This window comes from Dactylosporangium thailandense, from assembly GCF_059739745.1.
The window spans coordinates 10,953,449-10,966,009 of sequence record NZ_AP029195.1 but is presented as its reverse complement, the minus strand read 5'-3'; the positions used below and the strand labels follow the sequence as shown (position 1 = coordinate 10,966,009).

Genomic DNA, 12,561 nt, shown 5'->3' with positions numbered 1-12,561 from the left:
TAAGGAGCCCCTACACGGAGCGTGGCGAAAACGGCTGGACTTCGCTACGCTTGCGGGACCTCAAAGGGTCGTCCATGGTGGACGGCTCAGCACCAGGAGGGTCACGTGAAGTTGTCGATCGAGACTCGTCCCTCAGATCAGCGAGAGTCAGTGCTGACCCTGAGTGGCGAAATCGACTATGAGACCGCTCAGGAGCTCCGCACAGCGGTGAGCTCAGTGCTCGACGGAAGCATCGACCTCCTTGTCATCGATCTCGCGGGGGTCACCTTCCTCGACTCCACCGGCATCGGCACCCTCGTCGTTGCCAAGCGCATCTGTCACAGCATGGGCGTCAAGCTCGACATTCGCCGACCGAACCCGTTCATCGCGCGCCTGTTCGCGGTGGTGGGCGTGAGCGACATCCTCGGCGTACCGATCCCGCCCGGCACCGTGTCCGGCCGCCTGCCCGCCCCGCGTGGCGGGGTAACCCAGCTGGCCTGACCGTTACGGAACGCAGTCTCTCCCCGGCCTAGGCCGACCCCTCTAAACGACGCATGCGGAGCGCCGTGCCCACTCACCCCGGGCGCGGCGCTCTCGTCGATTTGGGGTCACGCTCGGCAACAGGTCGTGTCGGCGCTTCTACGTAGGGTGACTTTTCCTCCCCGATTCACCCTCGCGGGTGATCACGCTCGATTTTTCATAAAACTGTCATGCGCGGCGGGCGGGGCTTCCGAGGGCAGATACGGTGAGCTACCGCGATGTCCGCCGTGGTGCGGACCGTAACTCCCGTGGCCTCACCGCCCGCGGGTGGTGAGGCTTCTTGCTGGCGCCGGGTCCTCGTTCACGCAACTCGCCCCGTCTCGGCCGCACCGCAAAGGCCCTGTCACTCCCCCCGCAGCCGGCCGCTCCCAGCCGCACCGTGAAGGCCCGACCGCCCGCACCCTCCCAGCCGCACCGCGAAGGCCCAACCACCCACACCCTCCCAGCGGCACGCAAAGGCCCCACCGCCCCCGCGCATCCGCCACCCTCCCAGCCGCACCGCAAAGGCCCAACCACCCGCACCCTCCCAGCGGCACGCAAAGGCCCCACCGCCCCCGCGCATCCGCACCGCAAAGGCCCCACCGCCCCCACGCAACCGCCCCCACGCAGCCGGCCGCTCCCAGCCGCACGGCGAAGGCCCTCACTGCCCGGACACAACCGCACCCTCCCAGCCACACGCAGAGGCCCTCGTTCGGTCAACTCGGCACCGCTCAGCCTCGACTCGCCGCTCCACCGCACCGCCATACGCTTCTTCACCGCAATCGGGCCACTCCGCAGGCTGCACGGCGCCGTCAGATCCGCCTGCACGCCACGCGCACGACTCACCGCCAGCCCGCCCGACACGAACCCCCACGCCGGACTCGGAGCAAACTGCGCGCCCCGCTCATCCGGACTGCACGCCACGCGCAACGCGGGCCACGCGCAACACGGGCCGCGCGCAACACGGGCCGCGCGCAACACGGGCCGCGCGGGCCACGAGCAACGCGATCCGCGCGGGCCGCGTGCCTCGAACCGCGCGCCGCACGACACGCGCGACAAGAACGACGCGACGCGTGCGGCACGGATCGCGCAATCGAACCGCCCGCCATGCGCGCCGCGCGCACGACCCGCCGCCGGCGCGCCCGCCGAGACGCGAGGGGCGTGGCGCGCAATCAAACTGCACGCCACGCGCACGACTCACCGCGGGCACGCCCCGGGGGACTCGCTGAGCGTGGGCGCGCAATCGAACCGCACGCCGCGCGCAACACGCCGAAACCGCGCGTGTCGCCTGTCGCGGCCAGGGAGGCCGACCATCTCGGGCGCCGGCGGAGCGGCGGATACGCTGCGCGATGTGAGAGACATCGAGATTCGCGGCGACATGATCCGCCTGGGTCAGTTCCTGAAGCTCGCCGACATCATGGAGTCCGGCGGCGAAAGCAAGGAGCTGATCCTCGACGGCGAGGTCAGCGTCAACGGCGAAGTGGACACCCGCCGCGGCCGGCAGCTGCACAAGGGCGACGTCGTACGCGTCCTCGGCGAAACCCTCCGCGTCGCCTGACCCCAACCCGCCGCATCCGCCGTCGGGGCCGCCTCACCGCGCCTGGCTGACCGCCCCGCGCCCGCGCCACACCGCCCCACGGGCTCCGCTACCCGCGCCCGCCGTGCGCACCCCAGCTCGTGCGCACGGCCAGCCCGCGTCCCAGCAGCCCCGCACCTCCGCCACCCGCGCCCCCCCGAGCTCGGACCCGCCCCGCGCCGCCACCCGCGCCCGCCGTGCGCACCCGAGCTCGCGCCCACGGCCAGCCCGCGTCCCAGCAGCCCCGCACCTCCGCCACCCGCGCCCCCCGTGCGCACCGAGCTCGCGCCCACGGCCAGCCCGCGCCCACCGCCCCGCGCCGCCACCCGCGCCCGCCGTGCACACCCGAGCTCGCGCGCACGGCCAGCCCGCGCCCACCGCCCCGCGCCGCCACCCGCGCCCGCCGTGCACACCCGAGCTCGTGCCCACGGCCAGCCCGCGTCCCGGCAGCCCCGCAGGCCCCGAGGGCTCGCGCCGCCTGACGCCCCATCCGCACGTCCGCCCGCGCCCCGAACGTGCCCTCCACCCCGCGTCCCAAATGCTCCGCACGCCCAGCGCCCCGAAACGTGCCCGCGCCCCGCGCGCCCCAAATGCGCCCCACGCCCCGAACGTGCCCGCGCCCCAAATGCGCCTCGCCCCAGAACGTCCGCGAGTGCTCCACACATCCGCGCGCCCCGGCTCGGGAGGCGTTCGCGGCGGCTGTCGGGCCGCCGGTGACGAGCCCGCCGAAGCCTCGTCATCGAGATCGGCGCCGCGACGCCCACGGTCGTGGCCACGTACCCGGCCCCGCCGGGCTCCCACGGCGCACACCGCCGCAACGGCGCGGGTGCGGCGGCCGTCGGCGTGGAGGGCAAAGTCGCTGATCACCGGGGTACTCAGGAACTTCACAGCGCCGTTTGGGCCGGTCCTCAGGTCGGCCCCGCATAGTTACTCATGTGACCGGCGCCGGAAAAACCGGAAGCCTCCCTGGATGGTCCACCGGCGCACGGTCACGCCAAAAACGTTGCTCACGACGTCACCGAGCTGGGGTGGTCAGCAGGGGTGACGGTGATGCGGTCGAGGTCGGGGCACCACCTGCCGGGGGTGTTCCCGGCCTCGACTGTGTTGCGGCCCTGGTCGAACCGGACGGTCATGAAGATCGTCGCCACCTTGTTCGCGCCGCCGCTCGCGGGAAACGTCAGCTGCGTCCAGCGGCGGCCCAGGCCTAGGTAGCAGCGGCGGGACGAGTCGGACGCGTACGCGATCGTGAGCCGGTACTCGCCCTTCGCCGGCACCGTCACCGTCGGGAACACCAGCGCCCGGCCGTCGCCGATGCCGGTGACGACCCGGCCGCCCGAGGCGCCCGGCACGGAGCGGACCGTCATCTGGCCCGAGCGGGCGCCCGCCTCCGCCTCGAAGACCAGGGCCGGGGGCCGCGACGGCGACGGTGACCGCTTGACCGACGGCGACGTGCGCGAGCGGGACGGCGACGCGGACACCGAGGGCGACGCGGACGGCGGCGCCGCGGATGGCGAGGGCGGCGGCTCCAGCGACAGGACCGGAATCACCGGGTCCTCGGCTTGCGAGGGCAGGTCGCGCGGGGCCCTGTCCGGGAGCGCGACGACGAGGGCCAGCCCGGCGACCACGGCCACGATCAGTACCGCGATGAGCACCAAGGGTGCCGGTCGATGCGAAACACGCCGCCGGCCCAGGTAGTCGGCGGGAGCGTCGATCATGTCCGAGAAGGTACCGCCACCAGGCCGAAATCCCTACGGCGTGAGCACAAGCTTCCCGCGCACGCCTCCGGCGCTCAGGAGCCGATGCGCATCCGCAGCCTCGGCCAGGGGCAGCTCCCGGTGCAGGGCGACCCGCAGCCGCCCGCGGTCGGCGAGTTCGGCCAGCCAGCGGAGGTCCGCGGCCGAGGGGCTGGGGACCACGTACCGGCCGCCCGCCGCGGCGATCGCGGGATTCACCGTGGACACGGCGCGGGCGGGATCGCGGACCTCCCTCAGTACCGCTGCCGTGGTCTCGCCTCCGGAGAAGTCGACCGCGACGTCCGCCGGGGACCCGTCGACCGGCTCGGCGCCGAGCTCCTTCAGGAAGTCGCCGTCCCCGGTGCCCATGACCCGCTCGGCCCCCAGCGCCCGCGCGATCTGCACCGCGAAGTGCCCGACCCCGCCGGCCGCGTCGTGCACGAGCACCACGTCGCCTTCTCCGGTCCCGGCGGCGCGGAGGGCCTGCAGGGCCGTGACGGCCGCCCTCGGTACCGCTGCGGCTTCGACAAACGTGAGACCGGCCGGCTTGTGGGCGGCGAGCAGCGACGGGACCGCGACCCGCTCGGCGTAGGCGCCGTCGGCCCACGCGTAGACCTCGTCGCCGACCACGAAGTCGGTGACCTCGGGGCCCCGGGCGACGACGACGCCGGCGATCTCGTGGCCCGGCACGCCGCCGGCTTCGGAGCCCGGCACGCCGTCGGCCCCGGAGTCCGGCACGCCGGCGGCCTCGGGGAGATCGTCGTCGACGCCCGCGGCGCGGATCGCCAGCAGGACCTGGTCGGGAGCCGGGCGCGGGTCGGGCAGGTCCCGCAGGGCCAGCCTGTGGTCTGCGGTCAGCGTGATCGCCTTCACGCCTCCATGTCTAGCGGCTCCGGGACCCGCGCGCAGGCGGATATGGCCAGGTCGAGGGAGGTGAGATGGGCAAGTCCTGCCCGGGTGAGGCGTGGCGCCACCCCGGCCGCGAGCCATCCGGGGCCGGCGGCGGCGAAGGCGGTACCGGCGAAATCCGCGGCGACCGCGAACAGTCCGGCGGCGTCGGCCGTCTCCGCGGTCTGGGCCCAGATCACCGCGGTGCTCGGGGCGGTCCGCCCCGTCGCGGCGTGCAGGGCGGGCCACGGCAGCCCGGCCCCCAGCGAGAACGTGCCGACGCGCCGTTCGAACAGCGCGGCCGCGAGCGCCTTGAGGGGCAGCTCGTGCTGCTCGCCCGGTGCGCAGGCGAGCAGCACGTGGTTGCTGCGGATGTCGGCGTGCCGCGGAACGCTGGCCAGGTCGAGGCCGCGGGCGATGCCCTCGGTGAGGGCGTGCTCGACGGCGATGTCGGCCGGGCCGGCTCCCGCGGCCATCCGCCGCAGGGCCGGAACGCAGGCCCCGGTCCAGGTCGCGGCGACGCCGTGCCGCGCCGTCAGCGTGACGACGATGCCGGCGACGGCGCCGCTGTCCAGGTCCCGGGCCGCGTCCAACAGGTCCAAGAGCCGCATACCCAGTCATTCGGCCGGATAGCGGCGCTTGGATGCAGTGCCACGACGATCAGGCGCTCTGGCGCCGCACGAGGGTCGTGGGCAGCACCGGCGGCTCGTCCCACGGCTCGTTCGACATCTGCGCGAGCAGCTGCCGGGCGGCGGCCGCCCCGATCTCCTCGACCGGCTGCTTGATCGTGGTCAGCGGCGGCTGGGTGAACGCGGCCAAGGGCAGGTCGTCGAAGCCGACCAGGGCCACGTCCTCCGGCACCCGCCGGCCCGACTGCCGCAGCGCGTGCAGCGCCCCGACCGCCATCAGGTCCGACGCGCAGAAGACCGCGTCGAGGTTGGGCCGGTGATCGAGCAGGCGGGTCATCGCGTGCACCCCGGCGGGGCGCGTGAAGTCGCCGTACGCGATCGGGCCCGGGTCCAGCCCCGCCCGTTCGAGCCCCTCGCGGAACCCGGCGAGGCGGTCCACCCCGGCCGAGACGTCCGGCGGCCCGGCGATCGTGACGATGCGCCGGCGGCCGGTGCGGGCCAGGTACTCCACCGCCTGCCGGGCGCCGCCGCGGTTGTCCGCGTCGACGTACGACAGGGCACTGCCCTGCAGCGGGCGGCCGATCAGGGTGACCGGCACCCCGAGGGCGGGGAGCGTGACGACGAGGGGGTGGCTGCTGCGGCAGTAGATCAGCAGTACGCCGTCGATGTGCCCGCTGCTGAGGTAGCGCTGCAGCGAGGCGGGGCGCTCGCCCGCGGCGAGGAGCATGGGCATGTCGCGCTCGGCGAACGCGGCACTGGCTCCGGCCAGCACACGGGAGTAGAACGGGTCGGCGAAGAGGCGTGCGTTCGGCTCGCACACCACGGCGGCGACGGAACGGGGGCGGCGGTCGACAGCGCGGGCGGCACGCTGGCGGACATAGCCGAGGCGGTCAACGGCGTCGCGGACCTGCTGGCGGGCGGCCGGCGAGACGCGGGCGGAACCGTTGAGCACGCGTGAGGCGGTGGCGGAAGAGACTCCGGCAAGGGCGGCTACATGGGCAAGGGTGGGGTGTTCGGAGCTGTCACGCATGGGGTCGTGCGTGGGATCGAGCGCTTCTGGAGCGGCGGTAATCGACATCGCGACCTCCTTAGATAGCAAGTCGTCGATTTTGGGAGCGCTTCCATATCGGAGCGTCGTACACCGTTTCTGCGGTGTCAACACGAGATTGCCGCAAGGTTTCGCTACCGGGGTTCTGACTGTAAATTTCAGCGCCGGAGCGTGAGCCGGGTCTCGACTCGCACCCGCCGGGTTCTCTAGCCTGCTGGAGCGAAGGAGGCAATCATGCGTGACTGGATCGCCGTGATCGTCGCGGTGCTGGGCGTCCTCTTGGTCCTCGCCGGCGCCGTCCTGATCGTCCTGCAGGCCCTCGGCGAGCGCCGCCCGGTGGCGGCCGTGCCGGACAACGCCGACACCGCCGTGCTAGAGGCGCCGGCCGCGCCCATCACCAGCCGACTCTTCGGTGCGGTGAAAAGCCCGACTCCCGCCGATCGGCTGATCTTCTGGGGGATCATCTTGTTGGTACTGGCCGCGATCGCGGCGGGCGCCATCAGCTTCGACTTCGGGGCCAAGGGCGGTAGCTGAACCCCAGCGATTCCGCGTCGGGTGGGAGGACTATCCTGCCTGCGGGGTGACGTGTTGATCGCTCGACACCTCGCGGAGCTGGCTTGCCAGCTGGTTCAACAGCCTCAGGAGGCCTTTCGTGACCACCGTCGCACCTAAGCCGATCGTCACCAGGCCATGGCCGGTGCACAAGCCGGTCAAGGGCTCGGCGTTCGCTCGGCTGCTGCGCACCACGGACGCGAAGCAGATCGGCCTGATGTACCTCATCACGTCGTTCGTGTTCTTCATGATCGGCGGCTTCATGGCGCTGCTGATGCGCGCCGAGCTCGCCCGCCCGGGTCTGCAGTTCCTCTCGCCTGAGCAGTACAACCAGCTGTTCACCATGCACGGCACGATCATGCTGCTGTTCTTCGCGACGCCGATCGTCTTCGCGTTCGCGAACTACATCACGCCGCTGCAGATCGGCGCGCCCGACGTCTCCTTCCCCCGGCTCAACGCGTTCGCCTACTGGCTCTACGCGTTCGGTGGCTCGATCACGCTGATCGGGTTCATCACGCCGGGCGGCGCGGCGGACTTCGGCTGGTTCGCCTACGCGCCACTGAACAGCATCATCAACTCCCCCGGCGTCGGCGCCGACCTGTGGATCGTCGGCCTGGTGCTCTCCGGCCTCGGCACGATCCTCGGCGCGGTCAACATGATCACCACGGTGCTGACCCTGCGCGCGCCCGGCATGACGATGTTCCGGATGCCGATGTTCACCTGGAACATCCTGGTGACGAGCGTCCTGGTGATCATGGTCTTCCCGATCCTGGCCGCCGCGCTGCTGGCCCTGGAGGCCGACCGCCGCCTGGGCGCGCACGTCTACGACGCCGAGACCGGCGGTGCGATGCTCTGGCAGCACCTCTTCTGGTTCTTCGGCCACCCCGAGGTCTACATCGTGGCGCTGCCGTTCTTCGGCATCATCACCGAGGTCATCCCGGTCTTCAGCCGCAAGCCGGTCTTCGGCTACAAGGGCCTCGTCGGCGCGACGATCGCGATCGGCGCCCTGTCGATGAGCGTGTGGGCGCACCACATGTTCGCCACGGGCCAGGTCCTGATGCCGTTCTTCTCGTTCCTGAGCTTCGTCATCGCCGTGCCGACCGGCATGAAGTTCTTCAACTGGATCGGCACCATGTGGCGAGGCCAGATCACCTTCGAGACGCCGATGCTCTTCGCGATCGGCTTCCTGGTGACCTTCCTCTTCGGTGGCCTGTCGGGCGTGCTGCTGGCCAGCCCGCCGATCGACTTCCACGTGTCGGACACCTACTTCGTGGTCGCCCACTTCCACTACGTGCTCTTCGGCACGATCGTCTTCGCGGTGTACTCCGGCATCTACTTCTGGTTCCCGAAGATGACCGGCCGCATGCTGGACGACCGCCTGGGCAAGATCCACTTCTGGCTGACCACGATCGGCTTCCACACCACGTTCCTGGTCCAGCACTGGCTCGGCACGCAGGGCATGCCCCGCCGCTACGCCGACTACCTGGCCACGGACGGCTTCACGACGCTGAACACGATCTCCACGATCGGCTCGTTCATCACCGGCCTGTCGACGCTGCCGTTCATCTGGAACGTGTGGAAGTCGTACAAGACCGGCCGCGTCGTCGAGGTCAACGACCCGTGGGGCCACGGCATGTCCCTGGAGTGGGCGACGTCCTGCCCGCCGCCGCTGCGCAACTTCGACAGCATGCCGCGCATCCGCTCGGAGCGGCCGGCGTTCGACGCCCGCTTCCCGGCCCACGCGCCCGGCCACTCCCTGGAGGCCCCGCCGCCCGGCGGCGCCCGCCCCCTCAGCCACGAGGCCGACGGCGGCGCCAGCTACCAGGACTCCTGACCCGTCTGCGCCTTCCGCGACGCCCTCGGCACTGTTGCCGGGGGCGTCGCGGCGTTTCCGGGCGGCAGCGGCGCGCTGAGGGCGGTTTCAAGAGCATCCAGAAGCAGAGAGCTACCGCGATGTCCGCCGGGGTACGGACCGTTACTCCCGTGGCCTCACCCTCCGCGGCTGGTAGCGCTTCCTACTGGCGTCGGCTTCCCCGATCTCATCCCAGCCCCCGCCACGCCTCCCATTGGCGCCGGCTCCCCGGACCTCGCCCGCCCCGCCACGCCTCCTACTGGCGCCAGTTCCCCGGACCTCGCCCCCGACCTGCCGCGCCTCCCACTGGCGCCGGCTCCCCGGACCTCGCCCCCGCCCACCGGCGCCGGCTCCCCGGACGGATGTTGTGCAGATCTCGTGACGGCCCCCGCCAGACCGTCATGCCCGCCCCTACGCTGCGGGCATGACGAAAATCCGGGTCTGGCTGATCATCTTCATCGTCGGCCTGGTCGCCAGCGGCGTGACCGCGTTCCCCCTGGAGCACGAGGTCCGCTGGCTGCACAATCTGCTGGACGGCTCCCCCGCCCCGCAGGCCCTGGTGGACTGGATCGCCCGGGTCGACCGCGGCATCACGGAGACCAACGACCGCTACCCCTTCATCATGTACGGCACGGACTGGCTGGCCTTCGCCCACCTCGTCATCGCCGTAGCCTTCTGGGGCCCCTTCCGAGGCCCGGTGCGCAACATCTGGATCATCGACTGGGGCATGATCGCCTGCGTCGGCATCGTGCCGCTGGCCCTGTTCGCCGGCCCCGTGCGCGGCATCCCGATCTGGTGGTCGGTCATCGACATCTCGTTCGGCGTCTTCGGCATCATCCCCCTGCTCGTGGTGCGCCGTTTGATCAAGCGCCTGGGCAGCGTGGAGGCCGCTAACCAAGATGCTCCCGAAAAACCGTTGCAGGTGATCCATGGGGCTGGCTAGGTTGGGCGTACACGGGAAAGGAGGTGGTCCAAAGTTGTGTAGCAATGGGACTCGTGAGGTGACTGTCCGCTAGTCGCCGTCCTCTGGACTCGCACTTCGTGTGTCCGCCCGGATGGCGGCAGGCGAATACGAGACAGCCACCCAGCCCCCGAGGCTTTCCGGTGTAGTCCGACCGGCCCACGCGCAGAGCGCGGGAACCTCGGGGGCTGTTCCATGTCCAGGCTCAGCCTCGGCCCACTGGTCGCCGCTTCTCTCCTCCACCTCTTCCGCCACCCTCGCTCCCCCACCGCGACGCTCGACCACCCCGCGCAGACGTCTCCGCCTCCGGCCACCCCTCGCTCCCCCACCACGGGCGTCTCCGCCTGCGGCCACCTCTCGCTCCCCCCACCGCCACGCTCGACCACCCCGCGCAGGCGTCTCCGCCTCCGGCCACCCTGGCTCCCCACCTCTCGCGGGCGTCTCCCCCTCGCTTCCCAGCCGCCGCATTCGCCCACCTCGCGCGACCTACCCGCGCTCCCGCCTCCCGGGACCAGCCACTGCTAGCGGCGAGCGATCCCCCGCACGGATGGGCGGATTCCCAAACGCGCGACGGTTCCGGCGTTCCCGGGCATGGCTCGGATTCCTTATCCTGTGGCCATGATCTCCGCGAAACGGCTGCGCGCACATGTCGAAGCGCTCACCGCGCACGGACCGCGGTTCGAGGACCTGCCGGGAGTCGCCGCGTGCCTGCGGTACTCGACGGATCAGCTCAGCGCCATGGGCCTCAAGGTGCGCGTCGAGCGCTACGGCAGCGAGTTGCACCAGGTCAACCTCGTCGCCGAGATCGAGGGCGGCACCTCCGACGATGCCGTCGAGCTCTGCGCGCACTGGGACACGGTCGAGGCCAGCCCCGGCGCCGACGACAACGCGAGCGGCGTGGCCGGCGTGCTCGAGGCCGCCCGCGTCCTGCGCGACGCGGACCTGCCCGCCCGCACCATTCGTTTCTGTCTGTTCGGCGGCGAAGAGTCAGGATTCGACGGCAGCGCCGCGCACCAGGCGTTCATCACCGCGCAGACCGAGTCGATCGTTTTCGAGATGATCGGGCACACCGCCGCGCACCAGCGCATCCCGGAGGAGCTCGGCGACTTCCTGGACGTCCCGGAACGCGGCGACTTCATCGCGCTCGTCGCCGACGAGCGCTCCCAGGACCTGCAGACGCGCTTCGCGCGGCACCTGGAGATACCGTCGCTGCCGCTGGTTCTGCCAGCCTTCGCCGAGCATGTCGCAATGCGCAGCGACCACGTACCGTACTGGGACGCCGGCCGCCGCTCCCTGCTCGTAACGGACACGGCCGACTATCGCAACGCGCACTACCACCGCGCCGACGACACCGCGGACACGCTGGACTACGACTTCGCAGCCAACGTCGCGACCGCCGCCGTGCGAACGATCACGGAGCTGGCCCAGTAAGCCGGCCCCGCACCCGAAATCCACAGCGCCACACGGCCGTTTCCCGACTTCAACGCCACCCGGACGCCTTCAGCCTCAGCACCGCGCGATCCCAGCCTCAGCCCCGCGCGATCCCAGCCTCAGCCCCGCGCGAACTCAGCCTCAGGACCGTGCGAATTCAGCCTCAGCCCCGCGCGAACTCAGCCTCAGCCCCGCGCGAACTCAGCCTCAGGACCGTGCGAATTCAGCCTCAGCACCGCGCGAACGATCACCGAACTCGCGCACCAACCCAGACGCCGCGCGCCGGCGACCATCAGCGCCGCGCCAACGACCACCCACGCTCGCGAAGTAATCCAGATCACTACATAGCCGGTGTCGCCAATGCCACACCCCGACGAGCACCGCGTTCGGCCAAGTGGAGCCTCGTGCATCTCTGAGCGCTCGACCTCGTGCGCAGTGACGCGTGACGGGCTCGCGTTCATGGCGTGACACGATGCTCGGGTGTCCATCCGACTCTTGATCGCCGACGACCAGGCCCTCGTGCGGGGCGCGCTCGCGGCGCTGCTCGATCTCGAGGCCGATCTGTCCGTCGTCGCGGAGGTCGGGCGCGGGGGACGAGGTCGTCGCGGCCGCGCGGGAGCACCGGCCGGACGTCGCCCTGCTCGACGTGGAGATGCCCGGCCTCGACGGTATCGCCGCCGCCGCGGCGCTGCGCAAGGCGCTGCCCTCGTGCAAGGTGCTGATGGTGACGACGTTCGGCCGCCCCGGGTACCTCCGGCGCGCGATGGCCGCCGGCGCATCCGGGTTCGTCGTGAAGGACACGCCCGCGAAGCAGCTCGCCGACGCCGTGCGCCGCATCGCCCAGGGTCTCCGCGTGGTCGACCCGACCCTGGCCGCCGAGACGCTGGCCAGCGGCGACAGTCCTTTGACGCCACGCGAGGCCGACGTACTACGCGCAGCCCGAGAAGGCGGCACCGTAGCCGACGTCGCCGCCCAGCTCGGCCTGTCCGAGGGCACCGTGCGCAACCACCTGTCCGCGGCCATCGGCAAGACCGGCGCCCGCACCCGAGCTGAAGCAGTGCGCCTGGCCGACGAAAACGGCTGGCTCTAGCCACACCCCCTTCCTCGACCTGGCGATTCCCACGGCGGCAAGCCACGCGCGCCCCGCACGGCGCAACGTGAGCGAACGTGCACGCGCAAGCCCCGCAGCGCGATATGAGCGAACGCGCACGGGATTCGCACCAGCGCGGGGATTCGCGCGGCGGAAGCCGAGCAAACGAGCACACGCGACCCGGACAGCGGACATGAGCGAACGCGCACAGAGCACGGGGACTTGCACGACGGAGAGCCGGGCGAACGTGCATGCGCGAGCCGCGCGATGGAGATGAGCGAACGTGCATGCGCGAGCCGCGCG

The 12,561-nt window shown here is 71.6% G+C and carries 10 protein-coding genes and 1 pseudogene; 7 read left to right on the top strand and 4 right to left on the bottom strand.

The annotated features are described in order from the left end of the window. The first annotated feature begins 21 nt into the window (after positions 1-21). Together AC6JBM_RS49120 and AC6JBM_RS49115 are read left to right on the top strand one after the other, a co-directional pair. A complete protein-coding gene (locus AC6JBM_RS49120; protein ID WP_497980435.1) occupies positions 22-480 on the top strand; it encodes an STAS domain-containing protein in 459 nt (152 codons plus the stop codon). A 1,369-nt stretch (positions 481-1,849) separates the two neighbouring features. Further along, complete coding sequence (locus AC6JBM_RS49115; RefSeq protein WP_350615968.1) at positions 1,850-2,056, top strand: RNA-binding S4 domain-containing protein; 207 nt, start codon at positions 1,850-1,852, stop codon at positions 2,054-2,056. A 1,025-nt stretch (positions 2,057-3,081) separates the two neighbouring features. On the opposite strand, the gene AC6JBM_RS49110 is transcribed toward AC6JBM_RS49115, so the two are convergent. The 4 genes from AC6JBM_RS49110 to AC6JBM_RS49095 are packed head-to-tail and all read right to left on the bottom strand — an operon-like array spanning position 3,082 to position 6,354. Then, entirely contained in the window at positions 3,082-3,789 is a 708-nt protein-coding gene (locus AC6JBM_RS49110; protein ID WP_497980434.1) for a carbohydrate-binding protein, read from the bottom strand. A 33-nt stretch (positions 3,790-3,822) separates the two neighbouring features. Continuing rightward, the gene (locus AC6JBM_RS49105) at positions 3,823-4,680 is read right to left on the bottom strand and encodes an NADP-dependent oxidoreductase (RefSeq protein WP_497980433.1); all 858 of its coding nucleotides are present in this window, start codon (positions 4,678-4,680) and stop codon (positions 3,823-3,825) included. Next, on the bottom strand, positions 4,677-5,306 hold the full coding sequence (locus tag AC6JBM_RS49100; protein ID WP_497980432.1) for a transcriptional regulator: 630 nt from the start codon (positions 5,304-5,306) through the stop codon (positions 4,677-4,679). Before AC6JBM_RS49100 ends, AC6JBM_RS49105 begins: the two co-directional genes overlap by 4 nt. 49 nt (positions 5,307-5,355) lie before the next feature. Continuing rightward, on the bottom strand, positions 5,356-6,354 hold the full coding sequence (locus AC6JBM_RS49095) for a LacI family DNA-binding transcriptional regulator (protein WP_350616064.1): 999 nt from the start codon (positions 6,352-6,354) through the stop codon (positions 5,356-5,358). A 252-nt stretch (positions 6,355-6,606) separates the two neighbouring features. Between AC6JBM_RS49095 and AC6JBM_RS49090 the strand changes: the two genes are divergently transcribed. The 5 genes and pseudogenes from AC6JBM_RS49090 (at position 6,607) to AC6JBM_RS49070 (ending at position 12,258) form a co-directional block, all read left to right on the top strand. After that, complete coding sequence (locus AC6JBM_RS49090; protein ID WP_497980431.1) at positions 6,607-6,906, top strand: hypothetical protein; 300 nt, start codon at positions 6,607-6,609, stop codon at positions 6,904-6,906. 118 nt (positions 6,907-7,024) lie between these two features. Continuing rightward, a complete protein-coding gene (gene ctaD, locus AC6JBM_RS49085) occupies positions 7,025-8,758 on the top strand; it encodes an aa3-type cytochrome oxidase subunit I (RefSeq protein WP_433610474.1) in 1,734 nt (577 codons plus the stop codon). A 442-nt stretch (positions 8,759-9,200) separates the two neighbouring features. Next, entirely contained in the window at positions 9,201-9,719 is a 519-nt protein-coding gene (locus AC6JBM_RS49080; RefSeq protein WP_497980430.1) for a hypothetical protein, read from the top strand. 636 nt (positions 9,720-10,355) lie between these two features. Further along, complete coding sequence (locus AC6JBM_RS49075; protein WP_497980429.1) at positions 10,356-11,168, top strand: M20/M25/M40 family metallo-hydrolase; 813 nt, start codon at positions 10,356-10,358, stop codon at positions 11,166-11,168. Positions 11,169-11,654: 486 nt separating this feature from the next. After that, positions 11,655-12,258, top strand: a pseudogene (locus tag AC6JBM_RS49070) (response regulator transcription factor). Positions 12,259-12,561 lie beyond the last annotated feature (303 nt).

Coding starts and splice junctions, on each gene's coding strand:
- AC6JBM_RS49110 (WP_497980434.1), bottom strand. CDS start 3,789: ATGATCGACGCTCCCGCCGACTACCTGGGCCGGCGGCGTGTTTCGCAT.
- AC6JBM_RS49100 (WP_497980432.1), bottom strand. CDS start 5,306: ATGCGGCTCTTGGACCTGTTGGACGCGGCCCGGGACCTGGACAGCGGC.
- AC6JBM_RS49095 (WP_350616064.1), bottom strand. CDS start 6,354: ATGCGTGACAGCTCCGAACACCCCACCCTTGCCCATGTAGCCGCCCTT.
- AC6JBM_RS49090 (WP_497980431.1), top strand. CDS start 6,607: ATGCGTGACTGGATCGCCGTGATCGTCGCGGTGCTGGGCGTCCTCTTG.
- AC6JBM_RS49080 (WP_497980430.1), top strand. CDS start 9,201: ATGACGAAAATCCGGGTCTGGCTGATCATCTTCATCGTCGGCCTGGTC.
- AC6JBM_RS49075 (WP_497980429.1), top strand. CDS start 10,356: ATGATCTCCGCGAAACGGCTGCGCGCACATGTCGAAGCGCTCACCGCG.